At 67.5% G+C, this 22,684-nt stretch carries 17 protein-coding genes; 9 read left to right on the forward strand and 8 right to left on the reverse strand.

Features of this window, described 5'->3' with window-relative positions; all coding sequences use genetic code 11:
• Window positions 1–102 precede the first annotated feature (102 nt).
• Window positions 103–1,185, forward strand: a complete 1,083-nt coding sequence (locus JRI60_RS27635; RefSeq protein ID WP_204218875.1) for a GNAT family N-acetyltransferase — start codon at window positions 103–105, stop codon at window positions 1,183–1,185.
• Between the two features lie 12 nt (window positions 1,186–1,197).
• Here JRI60_RS27635 and JRI60_RS27640 read toward each other — a convergent pair whose 3' ends face one another.
• Complete coding sequence (locus JRI60_RS27640; RefSeq protein WP_204218876.1) at window positions 1,198–2,223, reverse strand: aromatic ring-hydroxylating oxygenase subunit alpha; 1,026 nt, start codon at window positions 2,221–2,223, stop codon at window positions 1,198–1,200.
• A 95-nt stretch (window positions 2,224–2,318) separates the two neighbouring features.
• On the opposite strand from JRI60_RS27640, the gene JRI60_RS27645 reads away from it, so the two are divergent.
• The 3 genes from JRI60_RS27645 to JRI60_RS27655 all read left to right on the forward strand — a co-directional run bounded on the left by JRI60_RS27645 (window position 2,319) and on the right by JRI60_RS27655 (window position 4,429).
• Complete coding sequence (locus tag JRI60_RS27645) at window positions 2,319–3,008, forward strand: class I SAM-dependent methyltransferase (protein WP_204218877.1); 690 nt, start codon at window positions 2,319–2,321, stop codon at window positions 3,006–3,008.
• Window positions 3,009–3,103: 95 nt separating this feature from the next.
• Window positions 3,104–3,688: a Tox-REase-5 domain-containing protein gene (locus tag JRI60_RS27650; protein ID WP_204218878.1), complete on the forward strand. Its 585-nt coding sequence runs from the start codon at window positions 3,104–3,106 to the stop codon at window positions 3,686–3,688.
• 15 nt (window positions 3,689–3,703) lie between these two features.
• The gene (locus JRI60_RS27655; protein WP_204218879.1) at window positions 3,704–4,429 is read left to right on the forward strand and encodes an immunity 52 family protein; all 726 of its coding nucleotides are present in this window, start codon (window positions 3,704–3,706) and stop codon (window positions 4,427–4,429) included.
• A 58-nt stretch (window positions 4,430–4,487) separates the two neighbouring features.
• Here the strand turns inward: JRI60_RS27655 and JRI60_RS27660 are convergent, their stop codons facing one another.
• From JRI60_RS27660 to JRI60_RS54630, 7 genes are all read right to left on the reverse strand, one after another.
• Window positions 4,488–5,060, reverse strand: coding sequence for a hypothetical protein (locus tag JRI60_RS27660; RefSeq protein ID WP_204229491.1), 573 nt, complete (start codon window positions 5,058–5,060; stop codon window positions 4,488–4,490).
• Window positions 5,061–5,364: 304 nt separating this feature from the next.
• Complete coding sequence (locus tag JRI60_RS27665) at window positions 5,365–6,237, reverse strand: DUF2381 family protein (protein WP_204218880.1); 873 nt, start codon at window positions 6,235–6,237, stop codon at window positions 5,365–5,367.
• A gap of 46 nt (window positions 6,238–6,283) precedes the next feature.
• Window positions 6,284–7,951, reverse strand: a complete 1,668-nt coding sequence (locus JRI60_RS27670) for a serine/threonine protein kinase (RefSeq protein WP_204218881.1) — start codon at window positions 7,949–7,951, stop codon at window positions 6,284–6,286.
• Between the two features lie 252 nt (window positions 7,952–8,203).
• Window positions 8,204–9,460: an imm11 family protein gene (locus tag JRI60_RS27675; protein WP_204218882.1), complete on the reverse strand. Its 1,257-nt coding sequence runs from the start codon at window positions 9,458–9,460 to the stop codon at window positions 8,204–8,206.
• Between the two features lie 213 nt (window positions 9,461–9,673).
• Window positions 9,674–11,173, reverse strand: a complete 1,500-nt coding sequence (gene tnpC, locus JRI60_RS27680; RefSeq protein WP_204218883.1) for an IS66 family transposase — start codon at window positions 11,171–11,173, stop codon at window positions 9,674–9,676.
• A 56-nt stretch (window positions 11,174–11,229) separates the two neighbouring features.
• Window positions 11,230–11,628 carry an IS66 family insertion sequence element accessory protein TnpB gene (tnpB, locus tag JRI60_RS27685; RefSeq protein ID WP_204218884.1) on the reverse strand — a complete coding sequence of 133 codons (399 nt, stop codon included), beginning with the start codon at window positions 11,626–11,628 and terminating at the stop codon, window positions 11,230–11,232.
• Window positions 11,625–12,035 carry a transposase gene (locus JRI60_RS54630; RefSeq protein ID WP_204218893.1) on the reverse strand — a complete coding sequence of 137 codons (411 nt, stop codon included), beginning with the start codon at window positions 12,033–12,035 and terminating at the stop codon, window positions 11,625–11,627. The genes tnpB and JRI60_RS54630 overlap by 4 nt, the downstream gene beginning before the upstream one ends.
• An 81-nt stretch (window positions 12,036–12,116) precedes the next feature.
• On the opposite strand from JRI60_RS54630, the gene JRI60_RS54635 reads away from it, so the two are divergent.
• From JRI60_RS54635 to JRI60_RS27715, 5 genes are all read left to right on the forward strand, one after another.
• A complete protein-coding gene (locus JRI60_RS54635; protein ID WP_275439006.1) occupies window positions 12,117–12,251 on the forward strand; it encodes a hypothetical protein in 135 nt (44 codons plus the stop codon).
• A 366-nt stretch (window positions 12,252–12,617) separates the two neighbouring features.
• Window positions 12,618–13,139 (forward strand): helix-turn-helix domain-containing protein, encoded by a 522-nt coding sequence (locus JRI60_RS27700; protein WP_204218886.1) that lies wholly within the window; start codon window positions 12,618–12,620, stop codon window positions 13,137–13,139.
• 451 nt (window positions 13,140–13,590) lie between these two features.
• Window positions 13,591–17,289, forward strand: a complete 3,699-nt coding sequence (locus JRI60_RS27705; protein ID WP_204218887.1) for an AAA domain-containing protein — start codon at window positions 13,591–13,593, stop codon at window positions 17,287–17,289.
• Complete coding sequence (locus JRI60_RS27710) at window positions 17,286–20,585, forward strand: hypothetical protein (RefSeq protein ID WP_204218888.1); 3,300 nt, start codon at window positions 17,286–17,288, stop codon at window positions 20,583–20,585. The genes JRI60_RS27705 and JRI60_RS27710 overlap by 4 nt, the downstream gene beginning before the upstream one ends.
• Window positions 20,582–22,648 (forward strand): hypothetical protein, encoded by a 2,067-nt coding sequence (locus JRI60_RS27715; RefSeq protein WP_204218889.1) that lies wholly within the window; start codon window positions 20,582–20,584, stop codon window positions 22,646–22,648. The genes JRI60_RS27710 and JRI60_RS27715 overlap by 4 nt, the downstream gene beginning before the upstream one ends.
• Window positions 22,649–22,684: the final 36 nt, after the last annotated feature.

Consider the following 22,684-nt stretch of genomic DNA (forward strand, 5'->3'; position numbering starts at 1 on the left):
AGAGAGGTTCTAGCGCAGTGGCGGCGGATGGGCCGTCACGAGATGCGCCCGGGTGTTGTGGTCTTGACCGCATTTGGACCGCCACATAAGGAGGCCGCCGCCGTGACGTCTCCCCTCCGCATCCAACTCACCGACTCCGCGGATGAACACTGGGCCCAGGTGCGCCGGCTGCAGGCGGAGACCGCCATGGGCGGCGCGCTGCCCCTCGTCATCCAGCGGGGCGAGCAACGCGCCAGCGCCTGGCTCTCGCTGGGAGGGAGCGGCTTCGACGTGCTCGCCTGGCGAGGAGAGCGACTGGTGGGCTTCGCGCACGCACGCATCGAGCGGCGCATGGTGGAAGCCGGAGGACGGCTACGGCCCGCCGAGCTCTTCAATGGCGGCGACCTGCGCGTGGCCGCCGATGCGAGGGGAACCGGGGTGGTGCGGGCCCTGTTCGACGCCGTGCGCGAGCACTGTGCCACGCGAGGCGTGCACCAGGGGTGGGGGCTCATCAATCAGGGCAACGACAAGCCGCTGTCCGTCATGATGGCGGGCCAGCACGGGCAGCGAGCCGCCGTGCAGCGCACCTTCGTCACCGCGAGCCGGCTGCTGCTGGCGCGCCCCTCGGCCCCCAAGGCCCCCGTGCTCGAGGCCTGGGAGCCGACGGACGCGGAGTTGGAATCGCTGCCCGGGGAGTGGAGCCACCGCTTCCTCGCGCCCGTGCCGCCGCCAGGCGCTATGGCCGCCGCGCGCGCCACGTTCCCCGAGCTGCGCTTCTTCCGCCGCCGCGCCGACGGCCGCTTCGTCGCCGCCCTGTGGAACCCCTCCCGTGCGCGCCAGTTGCGGCTGGGCGGCACGACGCCGGCCCTGCGGGCCCTGGCCGCCGCCTGGACGCTGCTGCGGCCCCTTACCCGAGCCAACCCCTTCCCCTACCCGGGCCAGCCCATCGAGACGGTGGAGCTGGCCTTCGCCGTCCGCGAGCGGCTCGACGCGCCCGCCCTCCAGCAGCTGCTGCACGAGGCGCACCGGCTGGGAGGCCACATCGTCAACGTCATCGAGGAGGGGCTGGAGACCCAGGGCTCACCGCGCGTGCGAGGCCCCGCCAACCGGATGCGCACGCACGTCCTCACCTTCGCCATCGGCGAGGCCCCGGTCCCCACCTGCCCGCCCGAGGTGCCGGTGTACGTCGACCTCGCCTTCCTCTGACGGCCGCCGCGACTACAGCCGGTAGGCCACGCGGCGCCGCCGCTCCACCACCTGCCGGGACGAGCGCTCGCCGGTGAGCTGCCGGTGGACCTCGTGCACCCAGAGACAGGGGAGATCCGCGGGAGTGGAGACCAGCGGACGATCCGGGTAGCGCTCCAACTGGCGCGCCTGGTCCTCGAGGATGAGCACGTCCTGGGCGAGGATGCGCGCGGTGAGGGGCCGCAGGGCCGCCAGCACCACGCGGTTGAGGAGACCGAAGCGCACGCCCAGACGCGTGTAGATGCGGGTGCTCCGCTCGGTGAGCGGCGTGCACACCGAGGTGGTGACGAAGTGCTGCTCGCCCCACCAGTAGTTCACCTCCACGGTGTGCGGGGCCCGGTAGGTGTCCGTGTGGCGGATGGCCCCGGTGCCGAGGGAGAGCAGTCGGGCTCCCAGCGACCCGGGATTCGTCTCGCCGAGGTTCTCCACGTGGACACCGTCCGGCCGGCGCTCGACGTGGGCCTCGATGTCACGCGAGGGCTCGCCGCGGAAGAGACCGCGATGGAGGATGCCCGTGTGCGCGCAGTCGACGAAGTTCTGGACGACCCAGGGCAGCGGACACTCCACGTCCGTCACCAGCGCGTCGAAGGAGTACCCCCGCTCGCCCCAGAGAGGCCAGCGCGGAGGGGCGGCCTCACCCTCCTGGGCCAGCCGGATCCACACCACGCCATCCTGCTCCACGGTGGAGAAGGACGGGACGCGGCAGCGCGCGGGAGGCGTGGAGGCGGTGGCGCTGGGGACATGGACACAGGCGCCATCGGAGGCGAAGCGCCAGCCGTGGTAGGCGCACGCCAGCGTGCCGTCGCGTACCGTGCCCAGGGAGAGCGACACACCGCGGTGGGGACAGAAGTCCTCCAACGCCGCCGCCCTGCCCTGCCGATCCCTGAAGAGGACGAGCCGTCTGCCGAGCAGGCTCACTCCCATCGGGCGCCGGCCCAGCTCGCCACTCCACGCGAGCGGGAACCAGTGCGCCTCCAGTCCCGTCGAAACCAACTTCACGTACCTCCGTGCCCCGAGCCAGTGGAAGGGCACGGGCGGCGGGGAGTGTGGACTACAGTGTCCGCCCCGTCCATCGCCGCCTCCTTGCCGACTCCATGCACGCTCCTGACAGCTATCACTCGCGCACGGCCTTCTGGGCCGCGCAGTCGTGGCACGCGGGTTACCTGCGGCGCTGCTACCGCTGGGCCCTGGCCCGGGTGCTCGCCGAGCCGAAGGCCCCGCTGCATGCTCCCGGTGCGAGGGTGCTGCTATGCGGCACCGGCTCGGCGAGGACGACGCGCACCTTCCTGGACACACTGGCGGAGCACGGACTGAGACCCGAGGTGCACGTGGTGGACATCGCCGAGGAGGCACTGGCGCGCTCGCGCGAGGTGGTCCGAGAAGGCGAGCGCGTGCGCCTCCTCCAGGCGGACGCACGCCAGCTGCCCCTGCCCGACGCCTCCTTCGCACTGGTGGAGACGGATTTCTTCCTGCAACTCATTCCACCTCGGGACCGGGCCGCGGTGGTGGGCGGCTGGGCGCGAGTGCTCACCCCTGGCGGTGCCGTGACGACGCGGGACTGGGTCCACGAGGACGAGAGGCCCACCGCGCTGGAGGGCGGCATGAACACGCTGCGACTGGCGCTGCTGCGGCGCTCACTCGGAGTGCCCGTGCATGCGCTGGCGCGCACGGAAGTGGAGACGCTCTTCTCGAAGGCGGGGCTGCGAGTGGAGTTGCACCCCCTGCACCTGCCCGGCACTCCGGTGCGCCTGCCGCTGCTCAACGCCCTCCTCGGCTGGCGATGAAGTCCTGGGGAAAGCATGCCCGCTGAAACAATCTGGAATCGAATGGCCCTGTTGATGGGTGCCGTTCTGCTGCTGGCCACCGGCTGACGCGGACGATGGGCGGGTTGGAGGCGACAGTACCGGTACTGTCGCTCTCGACCGAGGGCCTGCTGGTGGTGGAGCGAGTCGTAGTGCCGGTGGGGAAGGTCGCCACGGTGCTGGGCGGCGGACCGGGAGCGGCCATCATCCTCCAGCGTACGAACGCGAGTGGGCAGACACCGGCCCCCGTCCCTGGGCCAGGACAGTGGGGGCCAGCACAGGAATCCATGTCCGCCCGGGCCCGCGCCTACCAGGAGCAGATTTCAGGACATTTCGCGGACGATGCCTATTGGGTCGGTGGCATGAGCACGAAGGCCGGGGGCGTGAAGTTCGACGGCTTCAAGGATGGCGTGCTACTGGAGGCCAAGGGACCCGGTTACGCCAACAAGTTCCTCGACAATCTGGATCCCAAAGTCTGGTTCAAGAACTCGGGCGCAAGAGACCTTGTCATTCAGGCCAAGCGCCAGCTCAATGCCATCAAGGGTACGGGTACACCCATCCGGTGGCACATCGCGGAGGAAAAGACCGCCGAGGCCATTCGACTGTTGTTGAAGAATGAAGAGGTGGTCGGGATCGAAGTGGTATACACAGCTCCGCTCTAGCGAGACGCGCTGCCCATGCCTGAAACGTTTCAAAGAATCGACTCGTACTATGCAGGTGCCTATTGGGGGCCACGGAAGGAGACGCCGGAGGAGTGCGCCCGGCGGGCCGAAGTCTTCCTGACCGCCATGGCAAATGTCGACCCGTCCTTCTCCCGCTGGTTCCAGCAGGGCAGATCGCGCAAGGACGCACTGAAGCGCCCCATCGAGCCCAACCGTGTGACCCTCGAGAAACTGGTTCGCCGGGGCAAGGATCGGCAATTCGAGGACCTCGGTTACTCCGTCTGGGCATGGAACGGCGTGTGCGTCGATTACGACGATAGCGGTTTTCATTTCACATGCGGCGCCTATTCCGATGTAGTGAGCAACGTCTGCGTATGCAACCTGCCAACCCGAGGGCCGAACGCGGAGCGGGTACTGAGCGTTCCCGTTCTCTCTGGGCTCGTCCGAAGCATGGCGATTGCCTGGGAACCGGACTTCGCCATCGCCACCTCAACGATGCACCGTGACAAGGTCTCACCCGACGGCATCGCAGGAACATTCGCGGGCTGGATCATGTATTTCCCGCGAAGCCGGGGCACGGTGCCACCACTCCCAGCACCCGTGCGCATCGAGCCAGTGGAGGACAAGGGAACGCTCATCGTTCTCACGCCCGACCTGCTCACGCCGACCAACCCCGAGCACGTCGAACTCGCCCTGCGCGTTCAAAAGCTGCTGGACAAGGCCGGCCTCCTGCGACGGTAACGTCCTGAGGAGAAAGCTTCAATTCTGAGTGCGTCCCAAGGTTCAGAGCTGCGACACATCAAGGCAACGATTCAGGCGCGCTCGTGAAGAACGCATGAAAAAGAGTGGTATTCGGCGGCTCCATCGGCTCGACGTAGAATGGAATGGGGGTGTCGGCGATCTCACGAGGAAGCGCATTCACTCTGAAAGTTGCTTCGATTCTCCTGGAAACCACATCCGCTGGGTTGTGCATTTCGGCAGGGAACGGTTCAAAGAAAGCCCTGGGATTGTGTCGCTTGTTTGCAATCCGTTCATACTCTACCCCGTAAACCGTATAAACGGGCGCCAGGATGCTGACACAGCCAACGACAACGAAGCGGCGCGTGTTGGACAGACTGCTCACGGGCGAGTATGCAGCGCAACGAAAGCAGGCATCGGGAGTCGCGGTCGCATCGCCAATAGTGAATTCGGGAAGGTCCGTCTTGAGCTCATCCAGGAACGCCCACCATCGGTCAATCTTTTTCAGCGCCTCTTCCCAAAGACCGCAGAGCCTCTCGTATTCTGGGCCGTTGTCTGCTCTGAAATGATAGGTTTTGTCAGCGCGCCAGTAGTTCCGCGCAATGGCCAGCAGTTGCTCGGATGTGAAGGACATGGAGATTAGCGGCCAACCGTCTTCACTCGCGACCCAGCGATAGCAGCATTTAGAGTCAAGTGGAATGCGCTCTTTGGGAGTAGATCGTGAGTAGCCATTGCCACACCTCGCAAAGCGCCTGGTCCCAACCAGCATGTCAAACCGCCGAGCCCGGTGAGGCGCGGGGAACGAATGGAAAGTTGGATTTCATTCGAAGCGGATTGCGCGACGGTCCCCATTGTTCGCGAACCGACAAAGGCCCTGCGCCCCAACACGTCAGGCGCGAGCCTTCCTCTAGAGAAGCACGGCCTGCGTGTCGGAGCCCCTATGGGAACATCAACCTTGGAAGGGTAATGACGCGCAGGTTCTCATCCCAGAGCTTCAGCTTCAAATAGCCTCGCGCCTGAGTCCTCTTGGCATTGGCTTCCACGATGACCGCGCTGGTCCGGTCGGACACAATCGCCTCCCCCTGACGAATCTTAAACCCCGTCAGTTCCTCTCCATCGGAGTCAACCAGGGTTCCCCCTACCGCCGTCCAGGGCTCCGAGCTGGAATTTCTCAGCCAGAGCTCCGCGGCGACGGTCAGATCGCCGCGATAACTGAGGCCCCTGTCGAAGTAAAGAATCCCTCCCAATTGTGCGAATGCATTCGGGTCGAGCTCCATGGCTTGGATTCCATGGATCCCTACTGCCTCGTTGGCAACGATGCTCCCCAGTTCCCTCTCTCGCTCGAACCGAGCCCGCAGCCGCCGGTTATCCTCGCGAAGTTGTCGATTCTTGGCACGCTCCTGGTCCACCTCTTGCTGAAAGGATTCTCGGGTGCGCTTGTCCCGAAATACCTCCACTTGATGGGTGGCCCTCCCAGAGTGGGCCACCAACGTGAAAGTGATGGCCTGTTGAGCCGCTCCGCCCCCGAAATGGACGACGAACCGCAACCGCTCCCCGGGCACCATGTCTGGGGGTGGTAACAGCGTGAGAAGCTGGCGTCCACGCACCACCTCCTTGAAACGGACTTCGTCTTGCAGTTCCACCACGACAGGAGCATCGAAGAGGAATCCCGTCATGAGCCCAGGGCTGACGCACACCTCGAGTGCCGTCTCGGGCGAGAGTGATAGCTCGATGCGCTGCATCTCGGCACATGAACCAACAGCGGATGGCTCCACGGTGGGTGAGCCCCGAAGAAGCACCAGGGCCAGCATGGCAGTAGGGGATGTTGGGAGCACGGCAGCAGTCTCCGGGGCAGGGCTACTCGAAGCGCCTCACCGACATGACATGGAGGTTATTGATGACACGGACCTTCCTACCCATGCGCTCGGGCTTCATCGCGATACCCGTTCCGCTGGACGAGGTCACTTCCAAGCAGACCGGAGCAATCTCCCCACCGGGCAGGCGAATCCGCGTGAAGCGACCATAGACACGGCCGTTCCCGAAAAGCACCTTGCCATACATGGGAGTCCCTTCCGGGAGTCCCTTCCAACCCCTGTCGACAATGGCAGTGACATCACCTTCCGCCAGATACAAATCAACAGGAGGACGGAAGGACTCGATGAACACGGGACCATAATCCCCCTCTTCGATACCGAATGGCGTGAGGGTGTCGGCGGAGCCAGCTGGGCATGCCTCGGGCGGAGGGGGGGGCCGCTGCTGTGGGCTGCTCACGCAGGCGGAGGTGGTGACGCAGAAGGAAACAGCCAGGGAACGGACCGTCTTGGATTTGAGCACCGGGTCTTCCTCGCGTGACGTCGCGCTGGCGACGGGCGCGGGGGTGAATGACTCCGGAAGTTCCGCGCCGTGCACAACCTCTCCCGTCATGCGGCTGGGCGCCAATTCCTGGCAGGAGTTGGCCTCTGACGTCGGCTGAGAGGGGGTCGACTCCTCGCGTGGGGTAGGCTCGGGGGAATCGTGCAGCAGAACGAGCGCGGCGAGAGCGAGACCGGCAGCCCACGGCCGCCTCATCGAGCGAGAGCGGGCCGCCGTTGACGGACGAGGAACTTGGCGCTTCTCTCGCTTCCCTCCGGGGAAGAGCGACACGTGCCATGCGTCATCCGCGCGGGCCAGCACCTCCTCCAGCGCCTGTTCGAGCGCCGTGGCATCCGCGTACCGGGCCTCGGGCTGTTTCTCCAGCATTCGCAGGCACAGCTCGCCCAGCGCAGGGGGAACGCGCGGGTTGAGCACATGAGGCACCGCCGGGTTCTCATGGAGGATGGCGTGCATCATCCGCGCGTCGTTCCGGTCACCGAAGGGCAGCTCGCGCGTGAGGAGGAAGTAGAGCGTGACACCCAGCGCCCACAGGTCGTCCCGTGGCCCGGACGGGTACCACTCGCCCTCCCACTCCCGGGCGAACTGCCACGCCTCGGGGCTGCGGTACTCCCGGGTGCCTGGCGGCAGCCGCATCGTCAGACGCGGCGCGCCCTCGTACGCGGCCGCGCCGAAGTCCACCAGCACCGGCTGCCCGTCCGACTCGCGCATGACGATGTTGGCTTCCTTCACGTCCCGGTGCACCACGCCCTCGGCATGCACCGCCGCCAGGGTGCGCGCGAGCGGCGACACCACCTGGCGTACCAGCTCGAGCGCGGAGGGGTTCTCGTTCCTGGCCCACACGTCCAGCGGCTCACCCTTGACGAGCTCCAGCTCCAGCACGAGGAAGCGCGGATTCTCCTCCGGCCAGAGGCAGTACCCGCGAAAGCCGACGACGTTGGGGAGCCGCGCGCGGCGCAACGCATCCACCTCACGGTCCCCTCTCTCCCCCATGGGCACCAGCTTGAGGGCGAAGGGCTTCCCGTCCCGGGTGGCCTCGTAGACGATGCCGAAGCTACCACTGGCGATCTTCCCCTCGATGGTGAAGCCCGCCACGCGCTCGCCAGGGGCGAATTCCAGCCAGGGCCCCTCGCCCGCGCCGATCGAATCATGCATTCAGCCCACCTCCGAAAACCGCGGAGGAGACCGCTCCAGTGTGGCGCCCGTCCAGAACCCATGGGAGCGGACCAGGGCACACGCCCTGCCGCGCCTTCCTCACATGGCGGCCATCTCAGGCACCCGCTGCGTGCAGGAAGGTAGCTGGACGGAGCCCGGCTACTCACTCTGCGTCCACGGGAGCAGGTTCTGCGCTTCGACCAGCCAGCGACCATCGGCAACCCTGTCCAAATGTGCTTCCCGTCATGCCGGCTACACCACTGCTCGTCGGTTGGTGCGCGAGACGTGCTCCTCCCCGGTTTCCGCGAAGCGCCGTGCCAGCTCGGCCGCGCCCTCCGCGCCACGCTTCGACACGTACGCCAGTTCCGCGGGCAGCAGGGCCTTGACGGTGACGAGTCGCACATCGCCGAAGGGTGTGGGGAACTGCCTTGGCAGCGTGCGCGACTCCAAACCGAGCAGCACGCCCACCCGACCCTCTTTGGTGACGAGGGACGCGGGCATGCCCTTCCCCGCCACCTCGAGCACGAGAAGGCCCGCCTTGGCCCCCTCGCGCACATGCTCGTGGGCTACCACCTCCTGAGAGACTCGCTCCAGCAGGTTGTAGGGCCAGCTCCCCTCGATCGCGTCGAGAGGAAGCTCCGTCCCCTCCGTCTCCAGGACGAGCTCCAAACCAAAACCCACCGAGGGCTCCAGCTTGGCGATAAACGGGTCTGAGAGACCTTCGGAGGCGAGGAGAATGCAGCCGGCCTTCCGATGGATGATGGCCCAATCCAGCCGGTAGGCCGGAAATTCGTAGGACCCGCCCCTAGGGGCGACTACCAGCTCGTCCAGCGTGCCGAGGGACTTCCAGGCTGCGCGTCTTGCGGCTGGAGGAGGGTCGAGAAGCTCGCTGCACTTGCGCTTGTAGGCGCGCTCCTCATCACTGAGAGGGCTGGGCCCGGTAACTTCAGTGAACTTCAGTCCCGTAGCGCCAGTGCGCTCGAGGGCCTCCTTCACGTCCTCGGCAACCAGCAGTGCTGGCGGATAGCCCCAGGGCCGGAAGACCTTGGCATCACCCACTTTCGAGGGGTCGATGCGCATGCCGCCCACGGACCGATACTGGCCGAGCAGGTCAGGTCGGTTGTCTTCCGGTTTCCAATAGAGCACCTCCTCTGAAGTCTCGTCGTCGATGCACTTCACCAGTCGCGCGACGTTGACGAGGAAGTAGGGCTCTGGCCGAGAGTCCACCTCGGCGGGGTAGAGCTGCACGTCGCCAGGGGCCAATTCGGCCAGGGTGCTGGCGACCTTTTCGGTGACCACGGGAAAATCCCCGGCGTCCGCCAATGAGAAATCGAGCGGATGACCCGGATGGAGGATGGGAATCCGGAGGCGTCCGTCGAAACGAATGGATGCGTCGTTGAGGTACAGCCGTGGTCCCACCTTCTGCCCGTGGGAGTCCAAGGTGTCGTGTAGCACCCAACGCTCCGGGCTGCTCATGTCCTCGTACAGCTCGAAGTACCTCTTCGTCATGTGGCTTTCCTAACGTCACTCGGTCCGGGTGACGAGCTTGTTGAGCCTGGAGCCTGCCGTTCGGATTTGCTCGGCAAGCGTAAATGCTCGCCGAGCCCCGTGGTCGAAGAGCTTGACGACGAATGGAGGGCGTGAGGGGGCGCTCACCGCAGTGCAACAAGCACCGCGGCGCCCGGTCAGCTCGAGACAGGTGGGAATGAGTAGCGTAGCGCGTCAGCCCTCGGCGGGCTGAGCGAGTTGGTTGGGCAGGGGGAGCGCTTCCCCGCGCAGGGCCGCCAGCGCGGCCTCTCGCAGGTAGCGCTTGGGGTCCACCCCGCATAGCTTCGCCGTCTCCATCAGGCTGTAGTAGAGGGCCGCCACCTCGGTGCCGCGCCGGCTCCGGCTGCCGTAGTGGTTCTTGCGGCCCACCGCCAGCCCGCGCATGGCACGCTCGGTGGCTCCATTGTCCAGCGGCACCCGCGGGTCCGTCAGAAACCGTGTCAGCCCCGTCCACCGGTTGCTCATGTATTTGATTGCCTGGCCCAGCGCCGACTGGGGCAGGACGCGCTGCTCGCACGCCCACTGGTGCAGCCGCTCGATAATGGGACGGCTCTTCTGCTGTCGCAGTTCCAGCAGGCGCGCCAGGTTCTCGGGCCCCTGCTTATACTCGCGCTCCACCGCGTACAGCTCGGCAATCATGTCCAGGGCTTCGTTCGCCTGGGGGAAGGCTTCCGCGCACTCGACGAATTTGCGCCGCGCGTGCATCCAGCAGTTCACCAGAGATATGCCCGCGCTCTTGCCCGCCACGCTCTCGTATGTGCTCAGCCCATCCGTCATGAGGACTCCACGGAAGTCCTTGAGCATGTTGCGCGCGGCCTCCACGTCCCGGCCCTCCTGTATCCGGTACACCACGGCGTCAGGAGCGCACAGTGCCCAGGCGTACCAGCGCGTCTGACTCTTGCTGCCCAGCAGCGGCCAGCGCGTCTCGTCTCCCCCCAGAATCTCCCGCGTCAGCAGCGCCTGGTGCAGCGCCTCGTGCGCGGGCGACAGCAGCCGCGCCAGCGCGTCTATCTGGTCCCAAAGCGTCTGGCTGTCCACCGCCAGCCCCTCGCGCTGCATGGTTCTCACCTGCCGCTCCAGCGGCATGTGGTCGAGGTACTTGGCCACGGCCACTTCCACGGCGAAGTCCACCGAGTAGCGCCCGCCGGGCTGAAGCTTGGGCGGGCCCAGGGCCGTCTCCACGCATCCGCCGCACCCGCAGCGGTACTTCTGTCGCTTGTGGCGGCGCAGCACGAAGCGCCGCTCCACCACGTCCACCTCCTCGGCCTCCTCGTAGCAACCCTTCATTTCCGTCAGCGCCCCGCCGCACTCGGGACACTGCTTGTCTGGCTCCTCCAGCGTGTGCACTTCCTCCAGCAGTGGCAGTGTGGGCTGGGTGCGCGGGCCGTGGCCGCGCGCGGGCTCGGCCGGCCCGGCCTGTTTCCCCTCGTCCTGCTCGCCGCGGGGGCGCTTCTCGCTGGAGCGGCCAAACAGCTCGCCGGTGCGCTGCGCGAGCTGCCGCTCCAACTCCTGCAAGCGCAACTGCAATTCCTCGGCGTCCTGGCCCCGCGCGCTCATCAGCTTGCGCGTGAGCTCCACCACGCGCGCCACCAGGCGCTTGTTCTCCGCCTCCAGCAACAGGGCCGCCTGGCGCAGCCTCTCCACGTCCTTCTCCGTCGTAAGCTGGAAGCTCATGCCCCCGGTAGTGACATGGCTTCACCCTCCCGCGCAAGTAGTCCGTGCAGCGTGACTCACGAAGTCACCCCCTGCACTGTCTGGGCTTGGAAGAGAGGCACCAGTTTGTACGGCTCGGGCGACAGCGGCGCTCGCCCCACCATCTCGCTGCCCTCCAGGAACAGGGCCAGCTCCGACACCGTCAGCTCAAGCGGCTGCGCGCCACTCTCGCGCCGCCACAGCGGGGCGAAGCGTCCCTTCTCCAACCGCTTGGCGTACAAGCACAGCCCGGTGCCGTCCCAGAAGAGCGCCTTGGCCCTCTTCCTGTCCCGTCCGACGAAGAGGAAGACGTCTCCCGAGAGGAAGTCGCGCCCCAGCGCCTGCGTCACCAGCCCGCACAGCGCATCGAAGCTCTTGCGCATGTCGCACGGCTGCCCGTAGGCGTACACCGCGAGCCTGCGCGTGGAGCCAATCACTGCAGCCCCCTCAGCAACCGCACCGCGTCTTCCAGCGACAGCCCCTCCACCCGGACTCCCCCCGGCCCGTGCACCACCAGCCCCCTTCCTCGAGCCTGGGCACGCTCGGCCTTTATCTCGACGGGCACCAGCGCCTCCCTCGCGGGCTGCTGCTGGGTGGCTCGGCGCGCCGCGCTGCCCCACCGGCTGAGCGTCCAGCTGCTCATGCCCAACTCCTTCGCCGCTTCCTCCACGCTCGCCCCCTGCTGCTGGCGCGCTCGCACGTACTCCAACGCTTCCTGTCTCTGCTCCTCCGTGTAGCGCGCTCTCGGGCCCACTCCTCCCCGCTCTTGCACCACCTTCCGGAACTTCTCCGCCTGCTCCTTCATGTCCATCTCTTCCGCCTCCTTCTTGGGGACGACGGACATGCTCACGTCTCGGCGCTCACGTCACGACGGGCTCGGGCGAGCATTTACATCACCATGGGCTGCGGCGATGCGTGCCCCCACGTGCCCGGCCTGAAGCGCGACGGCTGGCCGCTGGACGACCCCAAGGGCAAGCCGGTGGAGCGCGTGCGTCAGCTTCGCGACGAGGTGGGCTCGCGCGTGTCGGAGTTGCTCGCCCGGGAAGGCTGGGCCCGATAGCGCCTCAGCCCCTTCCCACACGTCGAGGGGGGGATTCGTGAGCCGCAAAGGCACAGCCGCCGGGAACGGCCGCTGTGCGCGCCGTGCGGGGTGGTGGCGGTCTCGAGGAGGGCCGCAGCGAACTGGCGACGCCGGCGGCAACGAGACGCAGGCGGTGCTGCATTTCGCGTAGGGTCCGCGGGCAACTGTTACCTGCTGCCCCTCCGCGCAACCCTCCCCAATGGACAGCTACTCAGCAGGCGATCGCCCTCGTCCGTCAAGTGCCATTGCCTCACTTGCCGCACCCTACAAGGGCGTTCAGGTTTGCTCTAAGTAGGTAGGCAAAAGTTCCTGACACAATAGTACGGCGGGGCCTACGGTGTGCCGATGAGGAAGGCACTGGGCCCCGCCCAGCGGGGGCTGACCAGGTACGACCGCGTCCGGCTCCAGAGAGCGCTTCAGCACGCGGAGGATGTGCGCTTGTACCGGCGCGCACAGGCCCTGCTGCTTGTAGCCGAGGGACGTACGCTGGCCGAGGCAGCGCATGTGACGGGGCTGAGCCGGCCCGCGGTGTACTTCTGGCTCAAGCGTTACGTGCGGCTGCGGCGAGTCGAGGCGCTGCGGGATGAGCCCCGCCGAGGGCGGCCACCGGTCGCCTCCTGCATCACCCCGGAGGACATTCTACGGGAGCTGAGCAGCCCGCCCTCCGACCTGAGCTACTCCTCCCACACCTGGACGGTGGCGCTGCTGGCTACGCACCTGGGGCGGCTCTACGGCTGCTCCATCCATCCGGACACTCTGCGTCGGCGGATGCGGGCCATGGACCTGAGTTGGAAGCGCCCTCGCTACGTGTATTCGGAGAAGGCGCCCCACTTGCCCCAAAAAAAGCAGCGCTCGTCCGCCGACTGAAGAAGCTGCCCGCCAATGCCGTGGTGCTCTTCCTGGACGAGACCATGGCCCAACGCGCCCAAAGCTGGCGCCAGCGTACCGTCTCCCACTGCTCCCTGGGCAACTGCAGCGTCAACTCCTCAATGGGCCAGGGCTCCACGCCCTCGGCGACGTAGCCGGTGCGCGGGCGCCCCTTGCGAGCCGGGCACCTGGAGAGGAGAGGTGGTGTTCTTGTCCGCGAGCATGCGCTTGAGGACGAGCCGGGCGTTTTGGGAAGGCCAGAGCGCCTGGGGACCGATGCGGTGGCATGGGCCCGGGAAGTTCGGAGCCCTGGGCGAAGGGCTGTACCACCTTGGGGGACATGAAGTGGCATAATGAGGTCTCGGTTTTTTACCATCGGAGGCACTCTTGCGCGGAGTCCAGGGTAGGTCGGATAGCGAGCTGGCGCTCCGCATGTGGGTGGGAGCAACTCATGGGTAAGTCGCTGGCCCCAGCGCCTGGGATCATGGAGGAGGTCGAACGTCTCTTCTGTGGTCCCAACGCACGGTATGGGCGGTACCGGCAGTTGTCGGAGGAGCCTGGGGAGACCGTCATCCCGGACACCTTGTACCGCTTCACGCTGCTCGATCCGGATAGTCAGCGCGTGAGTCTTCAGATCTACAAGGGAATCGACACCATTGGCGGCGCCTTGTGGACTCGCGAGGTCCGCGCGCTCCTGCGCGTGTCGGCCCGCCAGCACCCCGCGTTGCCCCTCATCCTGGGCGGGGCGTACGTCGACAAGAGCGATCTGGCCTTCGTCATCACGGAAGCGGCACGCTACCGCTTGTCGGACGAAGGCGCGATGGCGTACATCGCGAACAACCGGGAGCAGGCGCTGCGCCAACTGGCGCTGCTCGCCCATGGCCTGAGCCTGCTTCACGAGCAGGGCCTCACCCATCGCAACCTCCACCCCGACTCCATCGAGTACATCGAGCACGGGGAGGACCCTGGCACCCGGGATGTCCGCTTCGGGCTTCGCCTCTCTCGCTTCGAGATGAGCGCGATGGTCAGCAACCTCGTGCGACGCCAACTGGGGGGCGAGCGGCTGCCCGCGGACGCCTTGCGCCGCCTCTATCTTGGCTCCTCGGACGAGACCTTGCCCTACTGCCCACCCGAGCGTGCGCAGTGGCTCTTCGAGGACGATCCCTCGGGCTCCTTCGAGAGCGACCGCTCCGATGTCTATGCCCTGGGCGTTCTCGCCTGGCGCTGGCTCGTGAAGGCCTACTCCTCGCAGGATCGGTCATTCGAGCAGGACCGGGTCGCTTGGTCCGGGCTGGAGCGGAGCCTGGAGTCGGTCCGCAAGTTCAACGAGCACATGCGCGCGCGGCTGCAGGATCCCCGGCTGCCGCGGCCACTGGCGGCACTGCTCCGAGACATGTTGGCCTGGGAGCCCCGGGACCGCCCCAGCATCTTCGCCGTCCTGCGTGACCTCACCCAGGACTACGGACGGCTGGTGGCGAGCATCTCCCAGGTGTCCGAGCCCGGCGTGTTCTACGTGGGCTTCATGCCGGACGAGAGCAAGAAGACGCTCTACAAGTGGGGGTGGATTGACCAGGATCCTATGGGTGACGAGGGGCGCGAGCAGCTCCGCGGATTCCTGGAGGACGAGCTCCGTGGGGCGGAGGTGCTGTACTGCCCAGAGGGCTTCAGCGGGTACAGGCGGGCGCAGACCGAGCAGGAGCTTCGCTCCCTGCGCGCAGCCAAGTATGTCCTCGTCGGGAAGCAGGCGTATTGGTTCTGCGACTTCTACGTCGAGCCAGGCCCCGCCTATAGCCGCGAGGACCGGCGAGTCGAGAAGCTGCTCCTCATCAAGTACGTGATCCACCAGCGGCGAGGCTGGCGCCTGAGCGAGACGCCGCTTCGCAGGGGAATCCCTGGCGAGCTGCGGTTCCTCCCTGTGTGGGTGAAGCGCGCCCTGGAGCTGGACCAGGTTCGTGCCGAGGGGCGGACGTGGAAGCCCCTGCTGCAGTCCATCGAGTTCGAGCGCTCCACGCCGGAGTGGATGACAGTGATGGACGACGCGCTGTCCTTCCTCATCGCTTTCCGGCACTGCGAGCTGGACGCTCGCGTCTTTCCCTTCGAGGTGCTTCAGACCTCGGGGTATGTGGCGGATCTGCGCGTGGACACAACACGTGACCGCAGGCACCAGTTCGATGACGCACTCCGCTCCCTCTACTTCCGGGAGATGCGGACGCCGATGGGGCGGCTGCTCGAGAGCCTTGACGGCGAGGGAACCGTGCCGCTGGCGATCTACCGGGATGCCGGGGGCACCCCAGACTTCCGAGCGGGCCCCATCGCCAAGGCGGTGTTCAGGCGGCGGCTGGATGACGACACCGTGCAGGTGCAACTGCTGGGCGACAACCGGAGCTTTCCGGACAACGGCTGGATCCGTCCCGACGAAGACCAGGGCAGCTACTCGCAGCTCGTCCGGCAGGAGGATGCCGTCCAGGAGATGTTGCGAGCGCGCTCGCTGCTGCATCAGCTCCACAGTCCAACGGCCATTAAGGGCATTCGCGCGCGGTGGAGCAATGTCGGCAGCGATCTGAGTGGGCGCAGCCCCGACATCGTCAAGGACATGCTCAGCAGCGAGCCCTTCTATGGCCTGCATGGCCCGCCCGGAACGGGGAAGACCACGGTGGCCTCCGTCGCCGTCTCGGCCCACCTGCGCTCCGATCCGAGTCAGCGCGTCCTCATCAGCAGCCAGTCCCACTACGCCCTGGACAACCTCGCCCTGCGGATCCTGGACCGCTGCCGCAAGGAGAATCAGGACGTGGTGGCTGTGCGGGTAGCCTCGAACTTCGCGGTGGCCGAGGAGAAGCTCCACCCCCGCATGGAGGCACTGCTGCCAGAGCGGCAGGCCACCGACATCGTGGAGAGGATCAAGCGCGCCTGCCGGAAGGCCCTGGACGAGCACAAGCTGCCCGACGGCCGTGCCCTGGATGAGCCACTCAAGGCGCTCGTGGCCGACTGGATGAGCCAGGCTCCCCGGGTCGAGCTGGAGATCCGGGACCGCATTCGCCGGGGCGCCAACCTTGTCTTCGCCACCACGGGGGCCTGCACGGAGCGCAACGTCTCCACGGGAGGGACCGGCGGGCTGTACGACTGGGTCATCGTCGAGGAGGCGGCGCGCGCCTGGCCCACGGAGCTGGCACAGCCCCTGGTCCGGGGGCTGCGGTGGACCCTGATTGGAGACCACTTCCAACTGCCGGCGTTCGACGATCTCTCGGTCCAGGGCTTCCTGGACGCCTGCCAGCGCAGTGACGTCGATGAGCTGCGGCTGCACGGAGAGCGGCGCACGGCCTACATGGACGTCTTCCGGCTCTTCGGCAGCTTGTTCGACAATCGCTCCGACCGCCGGGAGGCGCGTCCGCGCTCGTCCCGCTTGACCGAGCCACTCGATGAGCTCGATCTCCAGTTCCGGATGCATCCGGATATCTGCCGGATCGTCTCGCAGGCCTTCTACCGCGAGCGCATCGACCCCGACTCTGGAGATCGCAAGCTCTATCCGGAGGGGTGGTTGAAATCGGCCCCGGAGACCGCGCGGCCTCATGCCCTGACCCGGCCGTCCTTCCTCCAGGACCGGGCCCTGGTCTGGCTCGACACACAAGACGTGGAGGACACAAACGACCAGCGCGCCTGGAGGAACGAGGGTGAGGCCCGGGTGATCAAGCACCTGCTGGCGCGAATGTCGCCCGTGCCGGTGACGGGCGGGCGGGACGCGCGAGATGACGCCTTTGCGCTCCTGACGCCCTACAACGCGCAGAAGGAGGAGCTGATGCTGCGGGCGGGCCTGCCGGACTGGGCGCTCCCCCACCTGCACACCGTCGACAGCTTCCAGGGCCGCGAGGCGGACGTAGTGGTGGTGTCGCTGGTCCGGTCGGTCCAGCGTGACGAGAAGCGGCCTGAGACGAACATCGGCTATCTCGTCTCGCCCAACCGGGTGAACGTCCTGTTGTCCCGAGCCCGCAAGCTCCTCATCATCGTGGGCCGGCTGTCGCACTTCGAGCAGCAGGCGGCCTTGAATCCAGAGCGGAAGGACATCCAGTTCTGGAGCACCATCATCACGGAGATCCGGCGCCAGGGCGCGGTCGTGTCGGCGGCGAAGGTGCTGAGCACGGAGAGCGACTCGTGAAGAAGCTGAGAGCTCAAGAGATCCTGATCCCCTGCATCTCCTTCGGTGCGCGGGCCCGGGTGGTCGCCACCTCCAACACGCTGACCCCCATCGAGCTGGTGGCGCTCAAGGCGATTGGCGCCGGTCTCGATGAGGTGGCGGCGCTCTCCCAGGTCTTGGGGATCGGCCACCGGCCCGTGCTCGATCTAATCTACGACTTCTGGCTGAAGGGCTATGTCGTCGTCCTCGCGACGGAGACCAAGGTCCAGTTGGCGGGAGAGGCGAAGAAGGCGCACGAGAGCGGTAAGCTGGAGACGCTGGCCACTGCGGAGAACAACCTCGAGGTTGTTCCCTTGATCCAGGAGCTGGTCTCGGGCGCGGTGCTGCCGCACATCGGGCGGCAGACGCCCTTCGGGCCTGAGAGCTCGCTCGTCCCGACGCTGAAGTCCGGCCTCGCCCTGGAGCGCGTCACGCGGGGAGAGCTCCTGGATGCGGTTCAGCATGAGATCGAACGGCACGCCCGGGCGCTCGGCCGGCCGCTGGTGGCCCAGGAGGCCTGGGTGGAGCCAGACCAGCTGCTCGTGGAAGCCAGCGGCGGTGACGCGCTGGTGCAGCAACGCCGGTTTCTTCCCCTCGTGGTCGACATTTCCCAGGACAGCGACTCGGAGCGGTTGATCTTCGACATCGTCGATGCGCCGCAGGTGCCGCCCCCCGTGCGCAAGGCCATCGCGCGCAGCCTGTCGAGCCTGGCCGAGCGCCTTCCCGACCAGCTGTTCTTCAAGCGCTTCCGCGAGGAGTTCGGAAAGGAGGCCAGGGCGGATGAGCCCTTTTCCAGCGTCTCCACGCTACAGCGCCTGGGCCGGGCGGTGCAGAGCCTGGAGTCCACGGATCCCGGTGTGCTCGAGCAGCGCCACGCCCAGCTCGTGCAGCTGCACCGGGAGGCCGCGGCCGACATCCGGGCTCAGGCCCGGAAGGAGGCGGCCGTCCGCGCCGTCGAGGGCTACGAGGAGCACGAGACGATAATTCGCGGGCTGCTGCTCCAGGCCGAGACCCAGCTGGTCCTAGGCAACCCCTGGGTCCGGCTTGAGGCGCTCCTGGAGCGGCTGCCTGGGGGCAACGAGAGCTGGTTCGACCTGATCCAGCGAGCCCTCGCTCGGGGTGTCCAGATCTTCTTGCTGTGGGGCATCCAGGCGGACTCGACGCTGGACCTCAAGGTCCGCAACGCCCTGGTGGACCTCGCCGAGCGCAACCCCGGCCGGTTCCTCTTCACGCTGCGCTCCAGCACGCTGCATGCGAAGTTCGTGATCCGCGACGCCCATCAGGCGTTGGTCACCAGTTACAACTTCCTTGATCCGCCTTCCCATCGGGACAGCCTGGAGGTGGGGGTGTTGATCGAGGGTCGCTCGCCCGGTGTAGCACCGGCGGCCGTGCTCGCTCTGCTGGACTGGGCCCGGGCCGCCTTCCCGGACTACCGCCAGAGCCAGCGCCTGCTGCTGCTGCCGGACGAGCTGGGGGCGGTGGAGCCGCCCGAGCCGGTCGTGCCGCCGCCTCCGGAGGTGCCGCAGCCCGGGGCGATCCAAGGAGACGCAGTGGGAGCGTCGCCGGCCATCCGTCACTGGGCGACGGAGTGGTCCGCGGCGCACGAGAAGCTTCAGACGCTCAGCCTCCAGCACCGGCATGGCGCTGAGCTGGTCGTCGACCGGGAGCACCGCGAAGCGCTCTGGAGGAGCCTGCGGAGTGCCGAGCGGCGGCTGGCGATCCTGTCCGATAAGTTGAGTGCGGATGTCGTCACCGATCGGTTCGCGCGGCATCTGCGCACGCGCTTGGAGGGGGGCGCCTCCTGTGCCCTCGTCTACCGCCGGGAGGGAGCGACGGACATGGCGGACGGTCCCGCCGCACGGCTCGCTCCACTGGCCCAGGATTACCCCGATCGCTTCTTCCTGACCGAGGCTCGGAGCCACGCCAAGATCCTGGTGTCCGATGACGAGGTCACCATCGGGAGCTTCAACTTCCTCTCCTACGGGGGCGACTACGAGGGAACTTCGGGGCGCGAACGGGCGGAGATCAGCGTCTGCGTCCACGAGCCCGCCGTGGTGGACAAGGTGCTCCAGGTGCTGAGCCATCGCTGGCCTCAGGCGTTCGCGCCGCTGGCCGCCCGGACCAAGAGCGCGCCCGCGCCCGCTTTGGAGCACACCGTGCCTCCTCCGCTCCAGCCGCTGTTCCGCGAGCTGCGAGGCACCGCCGACCCCGGTGAATTGCTGCTGAGGTGGTACGACACAAGAGAGGCACCCTGGAATGAGCTCGAGGCACTGGAGCAGGCGCGTATCGCCGAGCCGTTGCTCGCTCGCGCCGCGGGCGCCGCCATTGCCCGGGCCGCTGAGCTGGACAGCGAGGGGGGGAGGCGGTGGCGGTGCTGGCTTGCCGAGTATCAGTGGAGACAGACGGACTTCATCGGGAGCGCGCTCCTGATGCCCGAGCCGGACCAGGGGAAGCTCGGCCTCGAAGCGTGGCTGGCGCGGTTCGCGGTGTCCGTGCAGGCTCCCACACTACCCGCCGTGAGCCTGCCAGAGGTGGAGACGATGCGGGCCGGGCAGGCTCAGGCCGCTGCATTGCTGGTGCTGGTCTCCGCGCTGGAGCAGGGGCGCTTCGACGACCTGGAACTCCTGCGAGGCCTGGAGGCACGGCTTCCCGCGCGCTTCCGTGCATGGGCTCAGGCAGTGCGGACCTACCATGCCGAGGCGCTTCAGCCCCTCCCAATGGCCCTGCTCCGGCGGAGTGCGGGGCAGAAGCAGCGGCGGGAGAAGATCGACCAGGCCCGCGGGGAATTCGTCCGCGCGCTGGAGTCTGCGGAGAACATCGGGTTCCGGTTCCCACTGGGTGAGCACACGTGGGAGCGGCTGCGAATGCCCGACTATCTGCTGGGGAGGATGCGGGGGGCGCTGTCAGGGGACGACCCCGCTGGACTCGGGCAGTACATTGCCCAGCTTGATGAGGCGGGGACGGACGTCGAGCGCCTCATGGACGATGCCAGCCATGAGGAGCGGGATGAGCACAACCGGCAGATCACAGATCGCAAGCGCGCCTCCTGCCTGAAGCGGCTCCAGCTCATGCTCAAGGCCGCTCGGAGTTGGGTGGAACTGGCGGTGCCCCCCGGGGTGACGGCGCCAGAGGCTCGGGTGCTGAAGGCCAGCGGGACGCTCAAGCGTGAGCTGGCGGGGCTCGAAGTGGAGCCCGGCACCCTCGACCCGTTGGCCGAGCCCGTGCGGCGCTTCGCGCTGGCCCGTCTCGAACCGCTCTTCAGCGCGGAGGAACCGTGAAGCTCGCCGACCTGCTCGCCGCATGGCCGTTAACCCGGCAGGGCCCCGAGTCGTGGCTCGCGGTCTTTGCCGATGGTGAAGATGCACATGCCGTGATCCGGGCGTGTGGCGCCACGCTGGCGCGCCCGATGGGGCACGCGGACGTCATCGGCGCGCTCGTCCAGCAGGGCGAGTTCGAGCTGGCCACGCTGCTGCTTCAGGACGAGGTCTTCCTCGCCCAGGCGGAGGCACCCCTCGTCAAGGACCTGGAGTCCCAGGTGGAGCGGGCCACCGCTGCGGCCGTCGAAGAGCTGCGTGGAACACTCGCCGGGCTCTTGGAGCGCGCACAGCGGCTCGGTGTCCGCGTCGAGGCGGAGGCCATTCTGAAACCGGGCTCGAGGCGGCTGCGGGAGGGACGCTCACGGCTGAAGGCCCTTGAGAAGCAGGTGACCGAGGCGGAGTTCAAGCAGGTGCGAGACCTGGAGCGTCGGCTCGCGGAGACAGCATGTCCGCCCGCGCTGAATGGCCAGATGTTCGAGGAGTGGAAGGCCAGCGTCGCGCAGGCGCTCCGCCTGGGCGCGATCGAGGCTGCGGCGGCTGCCATCGAGGCGGGGCCCAGCGCGGACCGTCCACCGGCGGTCAGCGTCCCCACTCCCCCCATCTGGCCCTACTCAAGGGAGCCCCTGGATGGGGTGGTGGGCTGGTTCTTCGGAAACGGACTGATTCCACCCGGCTTCGAGCGGCATGTGCCTGAAGCGTCCGACGAGGCCGCCTGGAAGCTGCTCAAGGCGCTCAAGGCGGTGGGGGAGAAGGATAGCGAGCCCGAGCGGGCAGCCCTGCTTCAGGCCCTAGCGGCGGTTCTGGAGTGCGAGGTGCTCCGGACGGAAGCCTCGGCGGCCGGAACGGTGATCCACGTCGATGATCTCAGCGCGCCCGGGTTCCATGCCTTTGGCCGGCGCCGATGGCCGAAGGGCATTCCGCTCTGGCTGCCAGGCCAGGCGCAAGCGTCGCCGGCCGTCCCCGCCGGTGAGCTCGTCGTCCGCGTCGTCCTCGGTCCGCCAGACCCCGCCGACAACACCCTGCACCTGCGCCTCCAGGACGTCTTCGCGGTGCTGCATGATCGCACCCGCCGCCGGTCCCGGCTGCTCGCGCAGTTGGGGCGCCAGCTCCCCCTGGATCGTGCCTTTGACACGGTGATGGTCGACGAGTCCACGCGCTGGGAGCGCCAGGATCTGCCCGGGGAGCTCCTCCTGGCCGAGCAGCCCACGCTGCTGGTGGCAGCCCCGGGAATGGGCAAGAGCACCCTGCTCGCCGAGCTGGCCGCGCAGTCTCCGGAAGCTGCGATCGTCGAGGCCAGCAAGGGGGAGGTGCCACAGGCGCGCGTGCTCCTGATCGACGGCGTCGATCGCTTGAGCGCGGATGCGGTGCGGGGGATGACGAGGGAGCTTCACTGGGCACGGACCAGCCAGCACCCTGCGCCCGCGGTGCTCGTCGCGGTCCGGCCCGAGGCACGGGAGATGATCGAGCGCAGCGCCGCTGGCATGTTCCGCGTCATTGAGCTGCCACCCCGCTCCGCCGCCTCGCTTCGCGAGCAGGCTCGGGTGATGCTGGGGTGGGTCGGCATTGAGGCGGAGGTCCCGGGAAGCTATGACCGGCTCGCGTTCCTGGCGAGCGGCAACCCGACTCTCTTGTTCCACCTGTGCCGTGCCCTGGCGGTCTTGTTGGCGGGCGCAGGGAGGCGGCGCCGCCGCTTCGAGCCCGCGCATGTGGAGCAGGCCTGGCAGGACAGCACCTTCAGCCAGGCAGCGCGGGAGTTGCTCTGGGCGCCTCTGCAGTCTCATGAAGGGGCCGCGGAGGTGCTGCGCGCCATCGTGGAATTCGCCGAGCCGGGCAAGCCGCTGAGCCGGGAAGATCTGGCCTGGGCGGTGGGCAGGGGGGAGGCGGCCTGGGTTGAGTCGCGTGTGCGGCTCCTTCGAGGATACGGGCTGCTGCGCGTCACCGAAGAGGGGATCGGCCTGGCACCCGGCGGCGTGGCCCTGCTGGCGAGAGCATGGACCGCTCCCGCCACGACACCGAACACGTGAGGCCTCCCAGGCCGCGCTTCTCATTGGAGACCCTGG

The organism is Archangium violaceum, from assembly GCF_016887565.1.
Lineage (GTDB): Bacteria > Myxococcota > Myxococcia > Myxococcales > Myxococcaceae > Archangium > Archangium violaceum_B.

What these genes read in the sequence shown, in the direction of transcription:
- JRI60_RS27675 (WP_204218882.1), bottom strand. Translation starts at nt 9,460, where the DNA reads ATGACGAAGAGGTACTTCGAGCTGTACGAGGACATGAGCAGCCCGGAG.
- JRI60_RS27705 (WP_204218887.1), top strand. Translation starts at nt 13,591, where the DNA reads ATGGGTAAGTCGCTGGCCCCAGCGCCTGGGATCATGGAGGAGGTCGAA.
- JRI60_RS54630 (WP_204218893.1), bottom strand. Translation starts at nt 12,035, where the DNA reads ATGTCCGTCGTCCCCAAGAAGGAGGCGGAAGAGATGGACATGAAGGAG.
- JRI60_RS27670 (WP_204218881.1), bottom strand. Translation starts at nt 7,951, where the DNA reads ATGCATGATTCGATCGGCGCGGGCGAGGGGCCCTGGCTGGAATTCGCC.
- JRI60_RS27655 (WP_204218879.1), top strand. Translation starts at nt 3,704, where the DNA reads ATGCCTGAAACGTTTCAAAGAATCGACTCGTACTATGCAGGTGCCTAT.
- JRI60_RS27660 (WP_204229491.1), bottom strand. Translation starts at nt 5,060, where the DNA reads ATGTCCTTCACATCCGAGCAACTGCTGGCCATTGCGCGGAACTACTGG.
- JRI60_RS27700 (WP_204218886.1), top strand. Translation starts at nt 12,618, where the DNA reads ATGAGGAAGGCACTGGGCCCCGCCCAGCGGGGGCTGACCAGGTACGAC.
- JRI60_RS27665 (WP_204218880.1), bottom strand. Translation starts at nt 6,237, where the DNA reads ATGCTGGCCCTGGTGCTTCTTCGGGGCTCACCCACCGTGGAGCCATCC.
- tnpC (WP_204218883.1), bottom strand. Translation starts at nt 11,173, where the DNA reads ATGAGCTTCCAGCTTACGACGGAGAAGGACGTGGAGAGGCTGCGCCAG.
- JRI60_RS27650 (WP_204218878.1), top strand. Translation starts at nt 3,104, where the DNA reads ATGGGCGGGTTGGAGGCGACAGTACCGGTACTGTCGCTCTCGACCGAG.
- JRI60_RS27645 (WP_204218877.1), top strand. Translation starts at nt 2,319, where the DNA reads ATGCACGCTCCTGACAGCTATCACTCGCGCACGGCCTTCTGGGCCGCG.